The 17,972-nt window shown below is 63.2% G+C and carries 16 protein-coding genes and 1 pseudogene; 9 read left to right on the forward strand and 8 right to left on the reverse strand.

Translation table 11 applies throughout. From position 1 onward, the window contains the following. Positions 1-832: 832 nt before the first annotated feature. From eno to Q0Y09_RS00895, 5 genes are all read right to left on the reverse strand, one after another. The gene (gene eno / locus Q0Y09_RS00875; RefSeq protein ID WP_297716486.1) at positions 833-2,137 is read right to left on the reverse strand and encodes a phosphopyruvate hydratase; all 1,305 of its coding nucleotides are present in this window, start codon (positions 2,135-2,137) and stop codon (positions 833-835) included. Between the two features lie 513 nt (positions 2,138-2,650). Then, positions 2,651-4,171: a 2,3-bisphosphoglycerate-independent phosphoglycerate mutase gene (gene gpmI, locus Q0Y09_RS00880; RefSeq protein ID WP_297716487.1), complete on the reverse strand. Its 1,521-nt coding sequence runs from the start codon at positions 4,169-4,171 to the stop codon at positions 2,651-2,653. A 57-nt stretch (positions 4,172-4,228) separates the two neighbouring features. Next, on the reverse strand, positions 4,229-5,005 hold the full coding sequence (tpiA, locus tag Q0Y09_RS00885) for a triose-phosphate isomerase (protein WP_297716488.1): 777 nt from the start codon (positions 5,003-5,005) through the stop codon (positions 4,229-4,231). A gap of 255 nt (positions 5,006-5,260) precedes the next feature. Then, a complete protein-coding gene (pgk, locus tag Q0Y09_RS00890; protein WP_297716500.1) occupies positions 5,261-6,529 on the reverse strand; it encodes a phosphoglycerate kinase in 1,269 nt (422 codons plus the stop codon). Positions 6,530-6,640: 111 nt separating this feature from the next. Further along, complete coding sequence (locus Q0Y09_RS00895) at positions 6,641-7,153, reverse strand: tRNA (cytidine(34)-2'-O)-methyltransferase (RefSeq protein WP_297716489.1); 513 nt, start codon at positions 7,151-7,153, stop codon at positions 6,641-6,643. 226 nt (positions 7,154-7,379) lie between these two features. On the opposite strand from Q0Y09_RS00895, the gene proB reads away from it, so the two are divergent. Beyond that, positions 7,380-8,189 carry a glutamate 5-kinase gene (gene proB / locus Q0Y09_RS00900; protein ID WP_297716490.1) on the forward strand — a complete coding sequence of 270 codons (810 nt, stop codon included), beginning with the start codon at positions 7,380-7,382 and terminating at the stop codon, positions 8,187-8,189. 90 nt (positions 8,190-8,279) lie between these two features. Beyond that, positions 8,280-9,527 carry a glutamate-5-semialdehyde dehydrogenase gene (locus Q0Y09_RS00905; protein WP_297716491.1) on the forward strand — a complete coding sequence of 416 codons (1,248 nt, stop codon included), beginning with the start codon at positions 8,280-8,282 and terminating at the stop codon, positions 9,525-9,527. Positions 9,528-9,593: 66 nt separating this feature from the next. Here the strand turns inward: Q0Y09_RS00905 and Q0Y09_RS00910 are convergent, their stop codons facing one another. Then, positions 9,594-10,529 carry an SPFH domain-containing protein gene (locus Q0Y09_RS00910; RefSeq protein WP_297716492.1) on the reverse strand — a complete coding sequence of 312 codons (936 nt, stop codon included), beginning with the start codon at positions 10,527-10,529 and terminating at the stop codon, positions 9,594-9,596. Between the two features lie 36 nt (positions 10,530-10,565). Continuing rightward, positions 10,566-11,027 carry an NfeD family protein gene (locus Q0Y09_RS00915; protein ID WP_297716493.1) on the reverse strand — a complete coding sequence of 154 codons (462 nt, stop codon included), beginning with the start codon at positions 11,025-11,027 and terminating at the stop codon, positions 10,566-10,568. A 196-nt stretch (positions 11,028-11,223) separates the two neighbouring features. On the opposite strand from Q0Y09_RS00915, the gene Q0Y09_RS00920 reads away from it, so the two are divergent. Both Q0Y09_RS00920 and Q0Y09_RS00925 read left to right on the forward strand, forming a co-directional pair. Then, positions 11,224-12,369: a class I SAM-dependent RNA methyltransferase gene (locus Q0Y09_RS00920; RefSeq protein WP_297716494.1), complete on the forward strand. Its 1,146-nt coding sequence runs from the start codon at positions 11,224-11,226 to the stop codon at positions 12,367-12,369. Next, a complete protein-coding gene (locus Q0Y09_RS00925) occupies positions 12,353-13,480 on the forward strand; it encodes a WG repeat-containing protein (RefSeq protein ID WP_297716495.1) in 1,128 nt (375 codons plus the stop codon). The genes Q0Y09_RS00920 and Q0Y09_RS00925 overlap by 17 nt, the downstream gene beginning before the upstream one ends. A 1-nt stretch (position 13,481) precedes the next feature. Here the strand turns inward: Q0Y09_RS00925 and Q0Y09_RS13225 are convergent, their stop codons facing one another. After that, entirely contained in the window at positions 13,482-13,748 is a 267-nt protein-coding gene (locus Q0Y09_RS13225) for a hypothetical protein (protein WP_367184301.1), read from the reverse strand. 149 nt (positions 13,749-13,897) lie between these two features. Between Q0Y09_RS13225 and Q0Y09_RS13230 the strand changes: the two genes are divergently transcribed. The 5 genes and pseudogenes from Q0Y09_RS13230 to Q0Y09_RS00950 all read left to right on the forward strand — a co-directional run. Continuing rightward, positions 13,898-14,047, forward strand: coding sequence for a helix-turn-helix domain-containing protein (locus tag Q0Y09_RS13230; protein WP_367184304.1), 150 nt, complete (start codon positions 13,898-13,900; stop codon positions 14,045-14,047). 31 nt (positions 14,048-14,078) lie between these two features. Next, entirely contained in the window at positions 14,079-15,005 is a 927-nt protein-coding gene (locus Q0Y09_RS00935; RefSeq protein ID WP_297716497.1) for a diacylglycerol kinase family protein, read from the forward strand. A 195-nt stretch (positions 15,006-15,200) separates the two neighbouring features. After that, positions 15,201-15,485, forward strand: coding sequence for a co-chaperone GroES (groES, locus tag Q0Y09_RS00940; protein ID WP_297716498.1), 285 nt, complete (start codon positions 15,201-15,203; stop codon positions 15,483-15,485). Positions 15,486-15,557: 72 nt separating this feature from the next. Further along, a complete protein-coding gene (gene groL / locus Q0Y09_RS00945) occupies positions 15,558-17,186 on the forward strand; it encodes a chaperonin GroEL (protein WP_297716499.1) in 1,629 nt (542 codons plus the stop codon). Between the two features lie 440 nt (positions 17,187-17,626). After that, positions 17,627-17,972 (forward strand): annotated as a pseudogene (locus Q0Y09_RS00950) (histidine kinase); the annotation flags it as partial.

Here is a 17,972-nt window from a genome sequence, read left to right on the forward strand (position 1 = left end):
GTGTAATTGCTCGCCATAAAAGCATCCCTCCTCACCCATACCCGCCCCGGCCCGTCCAGTTGCATGGCCCTTCCGTCCCCCGGCCCGCCCCTGCCCGCGGGTCATAAAAAGTCCATACATCGGGACCATTCCCGACGCCTTCCCCTGGGGGAAGGCCTGCGGGGGTGGGCGCACACACACAGGTGCGCCCCACCCCCGTCATTCTGAGCCACCCTTCCCCTGTCATTCTGAGCCGCCCTTCCCTCGTCATTCTGAGCCGCAGGCGAAGAATCCGTCTTCCTGCCCCGGTACAAAAGAACAGGGGACGGATTCTTCGCTCCGCTCAGAATGACGAATGTAGGGGCCGATGTCCCCATCGGCCCCTACGCCAACGTTACAGTGGTGTTGTAGGGGCCGGTGTCCTCACCGGCCCGGCGTTTCGGCGTGGTATTTCTTTTGCTGTGAGGCGCGTCCGGGAGGCCGCGCCCCACAAAATATAGCTCCCCCTTGACGGGGGAGCTGTCGCCGCAGGCGACTGAGGGGGTGGCCGGAGCACAAAGCCACGCCCAGTACCCACCCTCATCCGTCATTTGCTCCGCAAATGCCACCTTCCCCCTGGAAGGGGGAAGGTCCGCGGGACCACGCGGGCCGATGGGGACATCGGCCCCTACGCCCAACGGTGCGGCGGTTTTGTAGGGGCGGCAGAGTAGCCGCCATACCCCATGGGCGCACACACAGGTTCGCCCCACCCCCGTCATTCTGAGCCGCAGGCGAAGAATCCGTATCCCTACTCTGGACGCAAAAAGACCGGGGCCCCATACAGGGGTCCCGGTCTTTTCTGTTTGTGGCGATCTTACTTCTTGAGGTTGAAGAAGGCGTCCTTGCCCAGGTACTGCGCCACCTCGTCCAGCTCCTCCTCGATGCGCAGGAGCTGGTTGTACTTGGCCACGCGGTCGGTGCGGCTGGGCGCGCCGGTCTTGATCTGGCCGGCGTTAGTGGCCACCACGATGTCGGCGATGGTGGTGTCCTCGGTCTCGCCGGAACGGTGGGAGACCACGGCGGTGTAGCCGGCCCGGTTGGCCATCTGGATGGCGTCCAGGGTCTCGGTCAGGGTGCCGATCTGGTTGACCTTGATGAGGATGGCATTGGCGATCTTGTTCTCCAGGCCCATCTTCAGCCGCTCGGTGTTGGTGACGAAGAGGTCGTCGCCCACCAGCTGGACGCGGTCGCCCAGGGCCTTGGTCAGCATCTGCCAGCCCTCGATATCGTCCTCGCCCATGCAGTCCTCCATGGAGATGATGGGGTAGTTGTCGGCGAACTTCTTCCACATGTTGACCATCTGCTGCTTGGTCATGGACTTCTTGGCCTTGGGCAGATCATAGCAGCCGGTCTCGGCGTTGTACCAGTCGGACACGGCGGCGTCGATGGCGATCATGAAGTCCTCGCCGGGCTTGTAGCCGGCCTTCTCGATGGCGGCCACGATGCACTTGAAGGCGTCCTCGTCCTTCTTGAGGTTGGGGGCGTAGCCGCCCTCGTCGCCCACGCCAGCGGCGGGGGTGCCGTTCTCCTTGAGGACGGTCTTCAGGGTGTGGAAGACCTCGGCGCACATCTGGAGGGCCTTCTTCCAGCAGCAGGCGCCCACAGGCATAATCATGAACTCCTGGATGTCCACGTTGTTGGTGGCATGAGCGCCGCCGTTGAGGATGTTCATCATGGGCACGGGGAGGGTCTTGGCGTTGACGCCGCCGATATAGTTGTAGAGGCTGACGCCCAGGCTCTCAGCGGCGGCCTTGGCGCAGGCCAGGGAGGCGCCCAGGATGGCGTTGGCGCCCAGGCGGCCCTTATTGGGGGTGCCGTCGAGCTCGATCATGGCCTTGTCGATGGCGGTCTGATCCAGCACGTTCATGCCCACCAGGCACTCGGCGATCTCGCTGTTGACGTTCTCCACGGCGTTGAGGACGCCCTTGCCCAGGTAACGCTCCTTGTCGCCGTCCCGTAACTCGCAGGCCTCATGGACGCCGGTGGAAGCGCCGGAGGGCACGCTGGCGCGGCCCACGGTGCCGTCTTCCAGATAGACCTCCACCTCAACGGTGGGATTGCCGCGGGAGTCCAGGATCTCACGGCCTAGGACGTCAACGATCTCGATGATCTGCTTCATGGATACAAACTCCTTTCGTATTGGGGCGGGACAGGCCCGCCATACAGGGATGTTTTTTGTGGGGGCGGGCCTCCGGCCCGCCGGGTCTCGTTTTATGGTAAGGCGGGAAGCACGCCCGCCGGATACCCTTACAGGATCAGGGTCTCCCCGTCCATCTCGGCGGGCTTTCTCCCCCATGCGGCTCCCGCCGCACGGGGTCCCCCCGGGAATGACTACACATGCTCGACGGGAATGAATCCCGCCTGCGCCAAGGTCTTGGCCTTTCCGCCAAGACGCTTGTACGGCGCATGCGCGCCGGTCCTGAAAAAGCCCTTAGTTGAGGATCAGGGTTTCGCCGTCCATCTCGGTGGGCTTTTTCAGGCGCCCCACGCGGCAGGCCGCGCGGGGACCCCATTCTTTTTATCTGCTCGGGGCAAATGAATTGCCCCGGCATCAAGGTTTTGCCCTTCGGCCAAAACGCTTGGACGGCGCAAGCGCCGCCCGCCTTCGGCGGAGATGGGCCTGGAAAATCCCTTAGTTGAGGATCAGGGTCTCCCCGTCCATCTCAGCGGGCTTTTTCAGGCCCATCAGGTCCAGCATGGTGGGGGCGATGTCGGCCAGCTTGCCGTCCCGCAGCTTCACGTCGGCGCCCACGATATAGAAGGGCACCAGATTGGTGGTGTGGGCGGTATAGGGGGTGGCCCCGTCGTCCTCCAGCATGCGGTCGGCATTGCCGTGGTCGGCGGTGATGAGGGAGATGCCCCCCATCTTGGAGGTGGCCTCCACCACCCGGCCCACGCACTCGTCCACGGTCTCCACCGCCAGCCGGGCGGCCTCGTACACGCCGGTGTGGCCCACCATGTCGCAGTTGGCAAAGTTGAGGATGACAACGTCATAATTGCCGCTCTCGATCCGCTCCACGCAGGCGTCGGTGACCTCCTTGGCGCTCATGTCGGGCTTGAGGTCGTAGGTGGGCACCGAGGGGGAGGGGATGAGGACCCGGTCCTCACCGGGGAAGGTCTGCTCCACGCCGCCGTTGAAGAAGAAGGTCACATGGGCGTACTTCTCGGTCTCGGCGATGCGCAGCTGGGTGAGGCCCAGGTTGGAAATATACTCGCCGAAGATGTTGGTGAGCTTCTGCTTGGGGAAGGCCACCGCCACATTGGGCATGGTGGCATCGTACTCGGTGGTGCACACAAAGTGGAGGGGGAAACAGCCCTTCTTCCGCTCCAGGCCGGTAAACTCGGGGTCCACCAGGGCGCGGGTGATCTCCCGTGCCCGGTCAGGCCGGAAGTTCATGAAGATGACGGAGTCGTTCTCGGAGAGAACGGCCTCCTCACAACACAGGACGGGCACCACGAACTCGTCGGTGACGCCGGCGTCGTAGGACTTCTGGACGGCGGCCACGGGGTCGGTCTCCAGGGGGGCCTCCCCCATCACCAGGGCGTCATAGGCTTTCTGGAGCCGCTCCCAGCGCTTGTCCCGGTCCATGGCGTAGTACCGGCCGGAGATGACGCCGATGCGGGTGTTGCCCAGGGCCTGGCACTTGTCCTGGAGCCGGGCCACAAAGTCCCTGCCGGAGGAGGGGGGCACGTCCCGACCGTCCAGGAAGGCGTGGACATAGACCTTGTCGAGGCCCCGCTGCTTGGCCATATCCAGGATGGCAAAGATATGGTCGATGTGGCTGTGGACGCCGCCGTCGGAGAGCAGACCCATGACATGGAGGGCGGTCCCCCGGGCCTTGCAGTCGTCCATGGCCGCCACATATGCCTCATTGGCGAAGAAGTCGCCGTCGGCGATGGCCTTGGTGATCCTGGGCAGGTCCTGGAAGACCACCCGGCCGGCGCCGATGTTGGTGTGGCCCACCTCGGAGTTGCCCATCTGGCCCTCGGGCAGACCCACGTCCAGACCGGAGGCCGACAGCTTACAGCCGGGATTCTCGGCAAAGATGCGGTCCAGGTGAGGCTTTCGGGCGTTGGCGATGGCGTTGCCCGCAGTCTCGTTCCGAAGGCCGAACCCGTCCATAATAATCAGCGTGGTAGGTGTTTTATTCATGTTTGAACCTCATATTCTAACTCAAGTCACAAAATGCCCGATGCGCTCGTGGGTGGCCTAGTCTTCCTGGTTGGCCGCGTTGATGATCTCCACAAACTGCTCCGGCTTCAGGGACGCGCCGCCGATCAGGCCGCCGTCCACGTCGGGCTGGGCCAGCAGCTCGGCGGCGTTCTTGGGATTCATGGAGCCGCCGTACTGGATGGTGACAGAGCGGGCCACCCGGGCGCCGTAGAGCTTGCGGATGACGGCGCGGATGGCCTGGCAGACCTCGCCGGCCTGCTCGGCAGTGGCGGTCTTGCCGGTGCCGATGGCCCACAGGGGCTCATAGGCGATGACCACATGGCGGAGCTTGTCGGCGCTGACGCCGGAGAGGGCGCACTTCACCTGATAGGCAATGAGCTCCATGGTGACGCCCAGCTCCCGCTGCTCCAGGCTCTCGCCCACGCAGACGATGGGCCGCAGGCCCGCCTCCAGGGCGGCATGGACCTTCTTGTTGACGGTCATGTCGGTCTCATTATAGTACTGCCGGCGCTCGGAGTGGCCGATGATGACGTACTTCACGCCCAGCTCCTTGAGCATCTCGGCGGACACCTCGCCGGTGTAGGCGCCGGTGGCCTCATAGTGGCAGTTCTCCGCGCCGATGGACACCCGGCAGTCCTTGAAGAGCCGCACGGCGTTGGGAATGTTCACATAGGGAACGCAGAGCACCACGTCGCACCACTTGCCCTTGGGCAGAATGGGCTTGATCTCCTCGGCAAAGGCGCGGGTCTCGGAGAGGGTCTTGTTCATCTTCCAGTTTCCGGCGATGATGGTCTTTCGGTATCTTCTGTTCATGGGTAGCTTGGACCCCTTTCTTTCCTCATCAGTATATGTGCGTGTGAAAATGCGGTGAATGGAAAATTCCTCGCGTAATCTGCTCGATCAGGCATCGAGGAGGCAGGCCACGCCGGGCGGCGTCGCCGCAAGCTCCATATCGTTTGCTTCCCCGCAAAGCGGGAAAGCGCACTCATTCCGCTGCGGCTCCTTTTCCCCGCCGGACCCGCTTGCGCTGGGCTCCGGCGGGGACCCCGGGAGCTGCCCGGAACAAAATCAAGCGTCCAGCAGGCAGGCCACGCCGGGCAGCTCTTTGCCCTCCATGAACTCGAGGGAAGCGCCGCCGCCGGTGGAGATGTGGGTCATCTTGTCGGCATAGCCCAGCTGCTGCACAGCGGCTGCGGAGTCGCCGCCGCCGATGATGGTGATGGCGCCGCTCTCGGCCAGGGCCTTGGCGATGGCCCGGGTGCCCTCAGCGAAAGCGGGGAACTCAAAGACGCCCATGGGGCCGTTCCAGATGACGGTACCGGCGTCCTTCACGGCCTCGGCATAGAGGGCGATGGTCTTGGGGCCGATGTCCATGCCCATCATGCCGTCGGGGATGCCGTTGCCCTCCACGGCCACGGGGGCGGCGTCGGCAGAGAACTCCTTGGCGGCCACGCCGTCCACGGGCAGGAGCAGCTTGACGCCCTTGGCCTGGGCCTTGGTCATCATCTCTTTGCAGTAGTCCAGCCAGTCGGCCTCCAGCAGGCTGTTGCCCACGCTGGCGCCCTGGGCCTTGGCGAAGGTGTAGCACATGCCGCCGCCAATGATGATGGTGTCGGCAATCTCCAGCAGGTTGTTGATGACGCCGATCTTGGAGGACACCTTGGAGCCGCCCAGGATGGCCACCAGGGGCCGCTTGGGGTCGGCCAGGGCGCCGCCGATGATCTCCAGCTCCTTCTGGATGAGGAAGCCGCTGACGGCGGGCAGGTAGTCGGCCACGCCGGCGGTGGAGGCGTGGGCGCGGTGGACGGCGCCGAAGGCGTCGGACACATAGACCTCAGCCATGGCGGCCATGGCCTTGGCCAGAGCGGGGTCGTTCTTGGTCTCGCCCTTTTCAAAGCGGGTGTTCTCCAGCAGCAGGATCTGGCCGGGCTTCAGAGCGGCGGCCTTGGCCTGGGCGTCGGAGCCCACTACGTCGGCGGCCATGATGACCTCGCGGCCCAGCAGCTCGGCCAGGCGCTTGGCCACGGGGGCCAGGGACAGCTTGGCCAGGGACTTCTTCCACTCCTCCTCGGTGATGGAGGCGGGGTCCTTGCCCTTTTCGGCCTGCTTCTTCACATAGGAATCGAAGGTCGCCACGGGCTTGCCCAGGTGGGAGCAGGCGATCACGGCGGCGTTCTGGTCCAGCAGGTACTGGATGGTGGGCAGCGCGGCCCGGATGCGCTTATCATCGGTGATGGCGCCGGTGGTCTTGTCCTGGGGCACGTTGAAATCGCAGCGGAGCAGGACCTTTTTGCCTGCCACGTCGATGTCCTTGACGGTCTTTTTGTTGTAGTTCATCTGCTGTGCTCCTTTCATCATTTCGCGGCGGAAGATACAAAAACAAACGCGTAGGGGGCGGGATACGTAATGGGGTGGGGAAGGTGCTGCCCGGCATTCCGCCGGAGATATTCAACGACGGATGTGGGCCGCCTTCTGGCTTTGCCAGGCGCTGCCGCCGTCCCTGGCGAGACCGGGGAAGTCCAGCTGGCGGAGGGCCTCGTAGGTCACCGCCGCCACCGTGTTGGCCAGATTGAGGCTGCGGGCATCCTCCCGCATGGGGAGCCGGACGCAGCGTTGGGGATACCGCTCCAGCAGCTCCATGGGGAGCCCGGCGGTCTCCTTGCCGAAGAACAGCCAGCAGCCGTCCGCGTAAGCTGCGTCGGCATAGCACCGCTCCGCCTTTGTGGTGGCAAGCCACAGGTCGGGGTCCGGGTGCTGACGGAAGAAGTCGTCCAGGCCGTCATAGACGTGGAGGTCCACCAGGGACCAGTAGTCCAGGCCGGCCCGCTTCACCGCCTTGTCAGAGATGTCAAAGCCCAGGGGGCGCACCAGATGGAGGCTGCTCCCGGTGGCGGCGCAGGTCCGGGCGATGTTCCCGGTGTTCATGGGGATCTCAGGCTCTACCAGTACAATATTTATCATACACAAGCCAATCCCCTTTCAATCGACAGTCAGCCAGCGCATTACATTGTAACGCAACACCGACGGAATTACAACACAAAAAACGCGAAATAACGCAAAATTTTCATTCTTTTTCCGGGCGATGTTCATAATCATGCCGAAAAAGAAAAGAATGCTTTCCCTCTTTCCACAGTTGTGCTATGATATGGTAAACTGGGGCAGGATTTTGAACAGGAGTGTGACAGTCATGGCGAGAAAAGAAGGCCGTCTCCGGGTGGTGGTGAAGGTGGGAACCTCCACCCTCACCCACGACACCGGGCGGCTGAATTTATATAGTATGGAGCGGCTCTCCCGCACTCTCTCCGACCTGAAGGGGATGGGACATGAGATCGTCCTGGTCTCCTCGGGGGCCATCGGCATCGGCACGGCCAAGATGGGGCTCAAGGAGCGGCCCACCCAGCTGCGGATGAAGCAGGCGGCTGCGGCGGTGGGCCAGTGTATGATGATGCACCTCTACGACAAGATGTTCGGGGAGTACAACCGGGTGGTGGCCCAGATCCTCCTCACCGGCGAGGACGTGGACGCCCCGGTGCGGGCGGAGCACCTGCACAACACCTTTGAGTCCCTGCTGGAGCTGGGGATCATCCCGGTGGTGAACGAAAACGACTCGGTCTCCTCCGCCGAGATCGAGACGGGCCAATGCAAGGTGCTGGGCGACAACGACACCCTGTCGGCCATGGTGGCCCGCCTGTGCGGGGCCGACCTGCTGGTGCTGCTGAGCGACATTGACGGTCTCTATGACAGCGATCCCCGGCAGAATCCCGATGCAAAACTCATCCATCATGTCACGGAGGTGACCCCGGAGCTCCGGGCCATGGCGGGGGGCGCCGGCTCCTGGCGGGGCACCGGCGGCATGGCCACCAAGCTGAACGCCGCCGAGCTGGCCATGGCGGCAGGGGTGGACATGGTCATCACCAACGGCGCCCGGCCGGAGGACCTGTACGCCATCCTGGAGGGGCAGGACATCGGCACCCGCTTCCTGGCCCCCCGCTCCTGACCATCTACCTTAAATATACTTATCTCCTTTCCCTTCGTTACCTCTTCACATTTCACTCTTACTTCTTACTTCAAATCAGGGGGGATCGTCATGACCATTCTGGAGACTCAGGGCCTTGCGGCCAAGCATGCCGAGCGGGTCCTGGCCGTGGCCGGCGCCGCCAAAAAGAACGCGGCACTGGAGGCCATCGCCCAGGCGCTCTGCCGGAACCAGGGCCACATTCTGGCGGAGAACGAAAAGGACCTGGCCGCCGCCAGGGCGTCGGGGATGAAGCAGTCGCTTCTGGACCGGCTGGCCCTGACCGCCGCCCGGATGGAGGACATCGTGGAGGGGGTCCGGCAGGTGGCCGCTCTGCCCGACCCCATCGGCCAGGTGACCGAGATGTCCACCCGGCCCAACGGACTCATCATCGGCAAACGGCGGGTGCCCCTGGGGGTCATCGGCATCATCTACGAGGCCCGGCCCAACGTGACGGTGGACGCCGCCGCCCTGTGCCTGAAGTCGGGCAACGCCGTCATCCTCCGGGGCGGCAAGGAGGCATTCCGGTCCAACCGGGCCTTTGTGGCCGTCATGCGGGGCGCGCTGGAGTCGGCGGGGCTGCCCCGGGACTGCGTGGCCCTGGTGGAGGACACCAGCCGGGAGAGCGCCAACGAGCTCATGGGGCTCACCGGCTATCTGGACGTGCTCATTCCCCGTGGGGGCGCAGGGCTCATCCGGGCGGTGGTGGAAAACGCCAAGGTCCCCGTCATTGAGACGGGGGTGGGAGTGTGCCATGTCTATGTGGACGCCGCCGCCGACCTGGATATGGCGGCCCGGATCATTGATAACGCCAAGACCTCCCGCCCCTCGGTGTGCAACGCCGCGGAGTGCCTGCTGGTCCACGCCGACGTGGCCTCTGACTTCCTGCCCAGGGCCAAAAAGCTGCTGGATGAAAAGCAGGTGGAGCTCCGGGGCTGCCCCAGGACGGCGACCATTCTGGGGGATTGTGTCGTTCCCGCCCAGGAGAGCGACTGGGACACCGAATACGGCGACTACATCCTGGCGGTGAAGGTGGTGGACAGCTTCGACGAGGCAGTGGACTTCATCAACGCCCACGGCACCGGCCACTCCGAGGCCATCGTCACCGAAAATTACTCCGCCGCCCAGACTTTCCTGGACCGGGTGGACGCGGCGGCGGTCTATGTCAACGCCTCCACCCGCTTCACCGACGGATTTGAGTTCGGCCTGGGGGCCGAGATCGGCATCTCCACCCAGAAGATGCACGCCCGCGGCCCCATGGGCCTTGCCGAGCTCACCAGCTCCAAGTACATCATCTACGGCACCGGCCAGGTGCGGTGAGCACCCCTTCATCGAACAAAAGAGCGCCGGACCAGCAACTGGTCCGGCGCTCTCGCGTTTCTCTCTTTATTTCTTGGTCTCCGGGGGCTTGACGTCGCTCTCCAGGAGGGCCTTGGCGGAGGCGCACAGTCCGGCCAGACCCTGGATCTCGGAGGGGATGATGATCTTGGTGGCCTTGCCGTCGGCGGCGGCCTGGAATGCCTCCAGGGCCTTGATCTTGACCACCTGATCGTTGGGGGCGGCCTCGTTGAGGAGCTTCAGCGCCTCGGCGGTGGCCTGCTGGACCTTCAAAATGGCCTCGGCCTCGCCCTCGGCCTTCTTGATGGCGGCCTCCTTGGCGGCCTCGGCCCTGAGGATGAGGGACTGCTTCTCGCCCTCGGCCACCAGGATCTGGGACTGCTTCTGACCCTCGGCCTGGAGGATGGACTCACGCCGCTCCCGCTCGGCCTTCATCTGCTTCTCCATGGCGTCCTGGATCTCTCTGGGCGGGATGATGTTCTTGAGCTCCACGCGGCCCACCTTGATGCCCCAGGGGTCGGTGGCCTCGTCCAGGAGCATGCGCATCTTGGTGTTGATGATGTCCCGGCTGGTGAGGGTCTGATCCAGCTCCAGCTCGCCGATGATGTTTCGGAGGGTGGTGGCGGTCAGGTTCTCAATGGCGCTCATGGGGTGCTCCACGCCGTAGGTGTAGAGCTTGGGGTCGGTGATCTGGAAGTAGATCACCGTGTCGATCTGCATGGTGACGTTATCCTTGGTGATGACGGGCTGGGGGGCGAAGTCCACCACCTGCTCCTTGAGGGAGACCACCTTGGCCACCTTCTCCAGGAAGGGGACCTTGAAGTGGATGCCCACGCCCCACACGGCGTGGAAGGCGCCCAGCCGCTCCACCACATAGGCTTTGGACTGCTGGACCACCTTGATGTTGGACGCCAGGATCAGAATGATGAGGACGATGAGGATGATGGGGACGATGAAGCCCCCCACTGCGGCCAATAGCTCCATAATACTTCCTCCTTTTCAGATACCGCAGACCCGGACTCAGGGCCGGTCCTGCGGGGGCTCGCCGGCCTCGCCGGCGTGGGCGACGATGAGCTTGACGCCTTCGATGCGGAGCACCCGGACCGTGCTGCCCGCAGAGATGGGATGGTCGTCCTCCGTCCGGGCGGTCCAGTCGGCGCCGGAGACGGAGACCCGCCCCCTCCCCTGGATGTTGTCGATGTCCTCGGTGACCACGGCTTCCCGTCCGATGACCCGGTCGGCGTTGGTGGCCACCTTGCGGTCATTGATGAATCGCTGGGCCAGGGGGCGCACCAGCAGGAGGGTCAGAAAGGAGACCCCCAGGAAAACCACGATCTGCACCAGGACCGGCGCCGACGCCGCAGAGGCGGCCAGAGCGCCCAGGGCGCCCAGGGCGAACCAGATGGAGGTGAGCCCCACGGTCACCGCCTCCAGCACGCCGAAAAGCAGCATCACGACCAGCCAAAAGAGACTCATACTCATCCAAAGATCCCTCCTTTACCAATGGCCGTTCCCGTGGAGGAGCGGCTTTCTGGCATCATCATACCACATTTCCCACCGGATGGCTAGTAAATTCTCTGCGCTGCGGAAAAGGGTTTGCCAATTCTGTCAGACTCCGGTATAATGAGAAAAAACACGTCATCCGCCGCCTTTGCGCCGGGAGAACAGGAGAGCGATTATGGAACATCTGGAGCTGGCCGTCCCCACCCTTTTCGGTCTGGAGGGACTGTGCGCCGACGAGCTGCGGCGGCTGGGCCTTCCCAACGTCCGGGCCGAAAACGGCAGAGTGCTGTGCGCCGCCGCGCCCGCCGACATCCCCCGGGTCAATCTGAACCTGCGCACCGGGGAGCGGGCCCTCATCCTGTTGGGCAGCTTTCCCGCCGGGGACTTCGACGCCCTGTTCGAGGGGGTCCGCGCCCTCCCCTGGGAGGACTTTCTTCCCCGGGACGCCGCCTTCCCGGTGAAGGGCCACTGTCTCAATTCCGCCCTCCACGCCGTCCCCGCCTGCCAGTCCATCGTGAAGAAGGCGGTGGCTGCCCGGCTGGGGGCCAGATACGGCCTGGAGCAGCTCCCCGAGACCGGCCCCCTCTACCAGATCCAGTTCGCCATCATGAAGGACACCGCCTCCCTCTACCTGGACACCACCGGCGCCGGTCTCCACAAGCGGGGCTACCGGGCGGTGGGCGTAGTGGCCCCCCTGCGGGAGACCCTGGCCGCCGCCATGGTGATGCTCTCCAGATACCGGGGCCGGGACCCCTTCTGCGACCCCTTCTGCGGCTCGGGCACCATCGCCATCGAGGCCGCCCTCATCGCCAAGAACCGGGCCCCCGGCCTGGACCGGAGCTTTTCCGCCCAGAAGTGGGGCTTCGTCCCCGCCAGCGCCTGGATGGAGGCCGCCGACGAGGCCATGGACAAGGAATTTGACGGGGATTACGACATCTGGGGAGGCGACATCGACCCCAAGGCGGTGGCCATCGCCCGCTCCAACGCCGAAAAGGCGGGGGTGGAGGACCTGGTCCGCTTCGAGGTGGCCGACGCCCTGACCTTCCACCGGGAGGAGCCCTACGGAAAGCTGGTCACCAATCCCCCCTACGGGGAGCGGATCATGGAAAAGCGGGAGGCCGAGGAGCTCTACCGGGGCTTCGGCAGGGCCTTCCGGGCCATGCCGGAGGGCTGGACCCTCTCCCTTCTCTCCTCCCACACCGAGTTCGAGCGCACCTTCGGACGGAACGCCGACCGGAAGCGCAAGCTCTACAACGGCATGCTCAAATGCGATCTCTTCCTCTACGGAAAGCGAGGTGCTCACCATGAGACAAAGCGGTAGGCTCCGCCGGCTGGCCGCCCTGGCCCTCTCCCTCTCCCTGACCCTGTCCTCCGCCCTGGCTGCCCCCGTCATCCACGGCTACCAGGAGGGACTGGCCAAGGCCAGCGAGAACGGGCTGTGGGGCTTTGCCGACGCCACCGGCAAGGTGGTCGTCCCCATCCAGTATCAGTCGGTGCTGGACTTCACCCTGGGCACCGCTCTGGTCCGTTCCAACAACAAGATGGGTCTCATCCGTCAGGACGGCGTTCAGCTGCTCCGCCCGGAGTACGACACCCTGGAAAATCTGGGGTACGGGCTCTACCTGGCCCAGCAGGGCAACTGCTGGGGCGTGGTGAGCATGCTCGCCTTCCCCGACGACCAGGGCGACGCCACCCAGGAGTTTTTCCCCTTTGTCTATGACGCCGTTCGCACCGACAAGGTGGACGGCCTGGACGCCCTGGTGCTCACAGCCGGGGGCGCCGACACGGTGGTCCCCCTCTCCACCCTGAAGGATCAGATGGTCCAGCGGCAGGTCCCCTCTGCCCAGTTCCCCCTCATCAAGGGACGACTCCCCTCCTACACCGATGTCTCTCCCCGGGACTGGTTCTCGGTGTGGGCCGATCTGGCCTACAACCTGAACCTGATGCAGGGTGTGGGCAATGACCATTTTGCCCCCTACCAGACCCTGACGGTGGCTGAGGCCCTGAAGCTGGCCGCCTTTATGGAGAGCCAGGCCACGGGGGACACCTTCCACCTCCAGCCGGTGACGGGCACCCCCTGGTACAAGTCCTCGGTGACCTATTGTGAGGCCAGCGGCATCATCTCCTCCGGCGAGTTTACCGACTTTGAGCGGCCCGTGACCCGGGCGGAGATGGCCTACATCTTCTCCCGCACCAGCCTGGGCCGGAGCCTGCCCGAGATCAACAGCCTGTCCCGGGTAAAGACCGCCGTCCCCGATGTCAAGACCGGTGACTACGCCGCCGAGGCCATCTTTGGCCTCTACGCCAAGGGCATCCTCACCGGCAGCGACGGCGACCTCACCTTCCGTCCCAAGGACAGCCTGACCCGCGCTGAGGCCGCCGCCATCGTCACCCGCATGGCCCGGGCAGAGCAGCGCATTTCCCTATGGTGACCTATTGCGGCAGACGTCCTAAGGAAAGCCCCATGGAGAGCCCTTCCTTGAAAAGGGCCTCTCCTTCTTTTTGCATGTATTTTTCCATATTTTCCGTCAATCGTTCCAGGCGTGCCTGATCTTCTCTCTTTAACCGATGCATCAGATGACTTTTGTCTCTCTCGAACTGTTCCACAATTTCCCAGTAGCATAATCGTTGATCTGGTGACCAATGTTCCAAAATCTTTTCCAAGGCACATACATATAAAGTCTGAACTGCTCCCTCCATAAATACCCCTCCACTTTTCATTCCATATGGAGCATTTTTATTATAAATCGTTCCATATGGAACGTCAATAGGAAGTGTCGGAATTGACAGACGAATTTTTTCAACGGCTGAAACAGCTCCGCAAGTCTCATCGGGTAACCCAGGAGCAGATGGCTGCGCATCTGGGCATCTCATATAGCGGCTATCGGCGGTATGAGTCCGGGGAGCGGGACATGCCTCTCTCCATTGCGGTAAAGCTGGCAGATCTTTATGGCATTGCTTTGGATGACCTTGTGGGCCGAACGCCGCCGTGCCAGTGACCCATCCCATCCCAAAAAGGAGGCCCTTCCCGTGAAGCACCTCTTTCTCATCAATCCGGCGGCGGGCAAGCGGGGCAGCACCGACGCCCTGTGCCGGCAGATCACGGAGACCTTCACCGGCCTGGGGCTGGAGCACGAGCTCTTTCTGGCCACCGCCCCCGGGGACTGCGAGGTCCGCGCCCGTGCGGCGGCGGCGTCCGGCGAGCCGGTCCGGCTCTACGCCTGCGGCGGGGACGGCACCCTCAACGAGGTGGTGAACGCCGCGGCAGGCTTCGACAACGCCGCCGTCACCAATGTGCCCAAGGGCACCGGCAACGACTTTCTCAAGCTCTTTGGCCCCACCTACCGCTCGGCCTTTTCCGACCTGGCCGCCCTGGCCGCCGGCCCCCAGGCCGCCTTCGACCTGATGGACTGCAACGGGCGGCTGGGCATCGACGTGTGCTGCGCCGGGGTGGACGCCCGCATCGCCGCCGACGTACATAAATACAAGGCCATCCCCTTTCTCGGCGGCATGGCGGCATACAGCGCCTCCCTGGTGGTCAACGTCCTCTTCAAGGAACTCTCCCGGCCCACCGTCGTCCGGGCCGGGGACACCGTGCTGGAGGGCGAGAGCACCATCATCTGCATCTGCAACGGCCGCCACTACGGCGGCGGCTTCATGCCCGTGGGGGACGCCCAGCCGGACGACGGCGTGCTGGACATGGTGGTGGTGCCCAAGGTGAGCCGCTTCACCTTCTTCCGGCTGGTGGGGGCCTACGCCAGGGGCCGCTACCGGGAACACCCGGAGGTCCTCTCCCACTTTCACGGCACGTCGTTCTCCTTTTCCTCCCCGGAGGCGCTCACCGCAGTGGTGGACGGGGAGATCCTGCGCGCCAGGGACTTTACCGTCTCCCTCTCCCCCAAAAAGGTGTGGTTTTTCTACCCCGCCGGCCTGGACTACCGCACCCCCGGCGGCTGACGCTGGCACTCTGCCTGTCCCTTTGTGAACAAAAAGTGAATTTTCCAAAAACAGACCCCCAATTCTCAAAATTGGGGGTTGATTTTTTTGGCAAGGAGGGGTATTATCATACTCGAAGTTAGCACTCAGGTTTTTCGAGTGCTAACGCCTGAGACAAGATGGACAAAACCATAACCATATAAGGAGGAACCTCAAATGAAGCTCAAGCCCCTTGCAGACAGAGTGATTATCAAGATGGTGGAGGCCGAGGAGACCACCAAGAGTGGTATCATCCTCACCGGCGCTGCCAAGGAGAAGCCCGAGATGGCCGAGGTCATCGAGGTGGGTCCCGGCGGCATGGTGGACGGCAAGGAGGTCGTCATGACCGTGAAAGTGGGCGACAAGGTCATCACCAGCAAGTACGCCGGCACTGAGGTGAAGCTGGACGGCGAGGAGTACACCATCGTCCGTCAGGGCGACATCCTGGCCGTGGTGGAGTAAGCGCCGCTTCATTTTGCGTTTCACGGGTCCGGCGGAGATGGCCGGCCCATCATCGTATAGGAGGTAATTTTCATGTCCAAGCAGATCATTTACGGCGAGGACGCCCGCCGCGCCCTGGAGCGCGGTGTCAACCAGCTCGCCGATACCGTCAAGATCACCCTGGGTCCCAAGGGCCGCAACGTGGTGCTGGATAAGAAGTTCGGCACCCCCCTCATCACCAACGACGGCGTGACCATCGCCAAGGAGATCGAGCTGCCCGATCCCTTTGAGAACATGGGCGCCCAGATCGTCAAGGAGGTCTCCACCAAGACCAACGACGTGGCCGGCGACGGCACCACCACCGCCACCCTGCTGGCCCAGGCCATCATCCGCGAGGGCCTGAAGAACCTGGCCGCCGGCGCCAACCCCATGATTATGAAGCGGGGCATCGCCAAGGCCACCGCCGCCGCCATTGACGCCATCAAGGAGAACTCCAAGCCCGTCAACGGCACCGAGGACATCGCCCGCGTGGGCGCCGTCTCCTCCGGCGACGAGACCATCGGCAAGCTGATCGCCGAGGCCATGGAGAAGGTCAGCCACGACGGCGTCATCACCGTTGAGGAGTCCAAGACCGCCGAGACCTATTCCGAGGTGGTCGAGGGCATGCAGTTTGATCGGGGCTACATCGCGCCCTACATGGTCACCGACACCGAGAAGATGGAAGCCGTTCTGGACGACGCCGCCATCCTCATCACCGACAAGAAGATCTCCAGCATCCAGGAGCTGCTGCCCATCCTGGAGCAGGTGGTCCAGTCCGGCAAGAAGCTGCTCATCGTGGCTGAGGACGTGGAGGGCGACGCCCTGAGCACCCTCATCGTCAACAAGCTGCGCGGCACCCTGAACGTCTGCTGCGTGAAGGCCCCCGGCTTCGGTGACCGCCGCAAGGAGATGCTCCAGGATATGGCCGTCCTGACCGGCGGCACCGTGATCTCCTCCGATCTGGGCTATGAGCTCAAGGAGGCCACCGCCGACATGCTGGGCCATGCCCGCCAGGTGAAGGTCAACAAGGACACCACCATCATCGTGGACGGCTCCGGCGAGGCCCAGGCCATCAAGGATCGCGTGGCCCAGATCCGCAGCCAGATCGAGGCCACCACCTCCGATTATGACCGTGAGAAGCTCCAGGAGCGTCTGGCCAAGCTGGCCGGCGGTGTGGCCATCATCCGCGTGGGCGCTGCCACCGAGTCTGAGATGAAGGAGAAGAAGCTCCGCATCGAGGACGCTCTGAACGCCACCCGGGCCGCCGTGGAGGAAGGCATCGTGGCCGGCGGCGGCACCGCCTATGTGAATGCCGTTCCCGCCGTGGAGAAGCTGCTCAAGACCACCGAGGGCGACGAGAAGACCGGCGTCCAGATCGTGGCCCGCGCCCTGACCGAGCCCATGCGTCAGATCTCCGCCAACGCCGGCATTGACGGTTCCGTGGTGCTGGAGAAGGTCAAGAACTCCCGCAAGGTGGGTTATGGCTTCAACGCCCTCAACGAGACCTACTGCGACATGATCGCCTCCGGCATCGTGGACCCCACCAAGGTCACCCGCTCCGCCCTGGAGAACGCCGCCTCTGTGGCCGGCGTGCTGCTGACCACCGAGAGCCTGGTCACCGACAAGCCCGAGCCCCCCGCTCCCGTTGCCCCCGCCGCTCCTGACATGGGCGGCATGTACTAAGAGATCGCCGATAACCCCTGAAATTGCTGGATTTTCTGTAAGTGGTGTGGCTGATTTACACCAAATTTACACCAATTCAGCGCTTAATAGGCAAAAAACACCCCGATACTCACTTGAGTATCGGGGTGTTTTGCGTTAGGAAGAGCAGCCAGCCTTGTCGCCTTCTGTATCCAGAACAAATAAGTTCAGCAACTCCGCGCCCTCCTGCCTTTCCAAAACAAACCCGCCTATCTGCTCCCGTCATCTTTTAGGGAACAGCCCCCACCCAAGAAATGCGCCGCTGAAACAAAAAAAGATAGCAGAGTTTTTGCGCTGATATTCATATGCTTATTTACTCTTAATACAACCGCCGTCTTTCTTATACGTTCATAGTATCTTTTATGATAAAATCAAAGCAAATAATTATATGGTTGGGATAGATCATTTAGGAGAGATCGCTTATGGAACTCTTAGAAACGCAACATCTTCCTCATACCGTCGCTCCCGGGAGACTCAAAATATTTTTTGGATACGCAGCGGGCGTCGGCAAAACATACGCCATGTTGGAAGCGGCCCATCAGGCGCAAAAAGAGGGGATCGACGTTGTTGTGGGATATGTAGAGCCCCATGCCAGACCGGATACTCTTGCGCTGCTGGATGGACTGGAGACACTCCAGACAGCAGAGACCGACTATCGGGGGATCATACTGCGGGAGTTCGATTTGGACACGGCGTTGCAAAGAAAGCCTCAACTGATTTTGGTGGATGAACTGGCGCATACGAATGCACCTGGCACCCGCCACACAA

Origin of the sequence: Intestinimonas sp. (genome assembly GCF_026169115.1) — a bacterium.
In the GTDB taxonomy this organism is placed as follows: domain Bacteria; phylum Bacillota; class Clostridia; order Oscillospirales; family Oscillospiraceae; genus Intestinimonas.

What these genes read in the sequence shown, in the direction of transcription:
- proB (WP_297716490.1), top strand. Translation starts at nt 7,380, where the DNA reads ATGGCGAGAAAAGAAGGCCGTCTCCGGGTGGTGGTGAAGGTGGGAACC.
- groES (WP_297716498.1), top strand. Translation starts at nt 15,201, where the DNA reads ATGAAGCTCAAGCCCCTTGCAGACAGAGTGATTATCAAGATGGTGGAG.
- Q0Y09_RS00895 (WP_297716489.1), bottom strand. Translation starts at nt 7,153, where the DNA reads ATGATAAATATTGTACTGGTAGAGCCTGAGATCCCCATGAACACCGGG.
- eno (WP_297716486.1), bottom strand. Translation starts at nt 2,137, where the DNA reads ATGAAGCAGATCATCGAGATCGTTGACGTCCTAGGCCGTGAGATCCTG.
- Q0Y09_RS00915 (WP_297716493.1), bottom strand. Translation starts at nt 11,027, where the DNA reads ATGAGTATGAGTCTCTTTTGGCTGGTCGTGATGCTGCTTTTCGGCGTG.
- Q0Y09_RS00905 (WP_297716491.1), top strand. Translation starts at nt 8,280, where the DNA reads ATGACCATTCTGGAGACTCAGGGCCTTGCGGCCAAGCATGCCGAGCGG.
- Q0Y09_RS00925 (WP_297716495.1), top strand. Translation starts at nt 12,353, where the DNA reads ATGAGACAAAGCGGTAGGCTCCGCCGGCTGGCCGCCCTGGCCCTCTCC.
- tpiA (WP_297716488.1), bottom strand. Translation starts at nt 5,005, where the DNA reads ATGAACAGAAGATACCGAAAGACCATCATCGCCGGAAACTGGAAGATG.
- Q0Y09_RS13225 (WP_367184301.1), bottom strand. Translation starts at nt 13,748, where the DNA reads ATGGAGGGAGCAGTTCAGACTTTATATGTATGTGCCTTGGAAAAGATT.
- Q0Y09_RS00910 (WP_297716492.1), bottom strand. Translation starts at nt 10,529, where the DNA reads ATGGAGCTATTGGCCGCAGTGGGGGGCTTCATCGTCCCCATCATCCTC.
- Q0Y09_RS00920 (WP_297716494.1), top strand. Translation starts at nt 11,224, where the DNA reads ATGGAACATCTGGAGCTGGCCGTCCCCACCCTTTTCGGTCTGGAGGGA.
- Q0Y09_RS13230 (WP_367184304.1), top strand. Translation starts at nt 13,898, where the DNA reads ATGGCTGCGCATCTGGGCATCTCATATAGCGGCTATCGGCGGTATGAG.
- groL (WP_297716499.1), top strand. Translation starts at nt 15,558, where the DNA reads ATGTCCAAGCAGATCATTTACGGCGAGGACGCCCGCCGCGCCCTGGAG.
- pgk (WP_297716500.1), bottom strand. Translation starts at nt 6,529, where the DNA reads ATGAACTACAACAAAAAGACCGTCAAGGACATCGACGTGGCAGGCAAA.
- gpmI (WP_297716487.1), bottom strand. Translation starts at nt 4,171, where the DNA reads ATGAATAAAACACCTACCACGCTGATTATTATGGACGGGTTCGGCCTT.